Annotated in this window: 3 protein-coding genes; all 3 read right to left on the bottom strand. The window is 61.3% G+C overall.

Features of this window, described 5'->3' with window-relative positions:
* Nucleotides 1–111 (bottom strand): precorrin-6A/cobalt-precorrin-6A reductase (locus DOU50_RS00240; protein WP_194266097.1); only part of this gene is annotated, 111 nt, incomplete at its 3' end.
* On the bottom strand, nucleotides 108–833 hold the full coding sequence (locus tag DOU50_RS00235; protein ID WP_024908221.1) for a precorrin-3B C(17)-methyltransferase: 726 nt from the start codon (nucleotides 831–833) through the stop codon (nucleotides 108–110). The genes DOU50_RS00240 and DOU50_RS00235, both read right to left, overlap by 4 nt.
* Nucleotides 833–1,307: cobalamin biosynthesis protein (locus DOU50_RS00230; RefSeq protein ID WP_194266096.1), on the bottom strand; the 475-nt coding region annotated here is incomplete at its 5' end. The genes DOU50_RS00230 and DOU50_RS00235, both read right to left, overlap by 1 nt.

Here is a 1,307-nt window from a genome sequence, read left to right as displayed (position 1 = left end):
GGTGGCCGTCGCCACCGACAGGGTGTAGGCCACGCCGGCCGCATCCAGCTGCTGGCAGATCGCGCGGGCATCGCTGGTGCCGCCCATGACCAGCACGTCGCCATAGTTCACAGCACATAGCCCCGGGGTGTGATCATCAGCCCCTCCTGAACGTAAGTGGCCTTATTTCCGACGATCACCAGGCTTGTCATATCGACCGGCTCAAAGTCCATGTCGCCCAGCGTGGTCAGCCACTTCTCCTGCTTTTTGCGCCCGGCAGACTTCACTACCCCTACCGGCGTTTGCGGGCTTTTGCTGGCGGACAGCAGCTCAAACGCCCGTGCCAGATGGCCCTCGCGACCCCGGCTGCGCGGGTTATAGAAACAGATGACGAAGTCCGCTTCTCCCGCAGCAACTATGCGTTTTTCAATGACCGGCCACGGCGTCAGCAGATCGCTTAAGCTGATGTGGCAAAAATCGTGCATCAGCGGCGCGCCAAGCAGAGACGCGGCGGCAATACTGGCCGTCATCCCGGGGATCAGGCGAACCTCAACGTCCAGCTTCTGTTTGCTGACCAGTTCCAGCACCAGCCCCGCCATGCCATAAATACCGGCGTCGCCGCTGCTGATAAGCGCGACGTTATGCCCGGCCTGCGCCAGCTCGATCGCCGCCTGACAGCGTTCAATCTCTTTGCACATCCCGGTTTTGATCACCTGTTTGTCGCCGGTGAAGGCCTTCACCAGATGGGTATAGGTTTTGTAGCCAACGATGATTTCTGCCGCCTGCAGCGCGTCTACGGCTTCCATGGTCATCATGGCCTGCGAGCCCGGGCCGATTCCAATTACGGTTAACATCAGTGTGAAACTCCCAAAGTGATAGTGACGCCCTGTTCGCGCAGGGTTTCTCCTCGTAGTTGCCCATGGCTCAGCAGCCACGCTGCCGGTCCCGAGACGCTCCCCACCCCAACCGTCTGGCGTACAAACGGTGAAGCCGGAAAGCGGTGTTCGTGCTCACGCAGCGCGTCAGCGGTAAAGGTTTCAAACGGCACACCCCAGCGGGCGGCAAGCTGAAGCAGGCCCGCTTCGTCTTTTTTAAGGGAGACGCTGCCAATCGCTTTCAGCGCCAGCGGGTCGAACTGCTGCGCTGCAAGCTGGCGCATCAAGAGGGTCGCCAGCAGCGGATACGGCGTGTCGCGTCGACAGCCGATGCCCGCCACGACCCGCTGGGGAACCAGCGTCCAGTGCGGTAACGGCAGTTCCGGCAGCGTGTTGCGCAGCGTAATACACACCAGCGCATCTATTTCCGGTAGGTGCTGCAGGTCGCTCACG

This window comes from Enterobacter sp. C6 (genome assembly GCF_008122455.1).
Classification (GTDB): domain Bacteria; phylum Pseudomonadota; class Gammaproteobacteria; order Enterobacterales; family Enterobacteriaceae; genus Enterobacter; species Enterobacter pseudoroggenkampii.
Note: the sequence above shows the minus strand (reverse complement) of the source record. Positions and strands in the feature narration are given on the sequence as shown.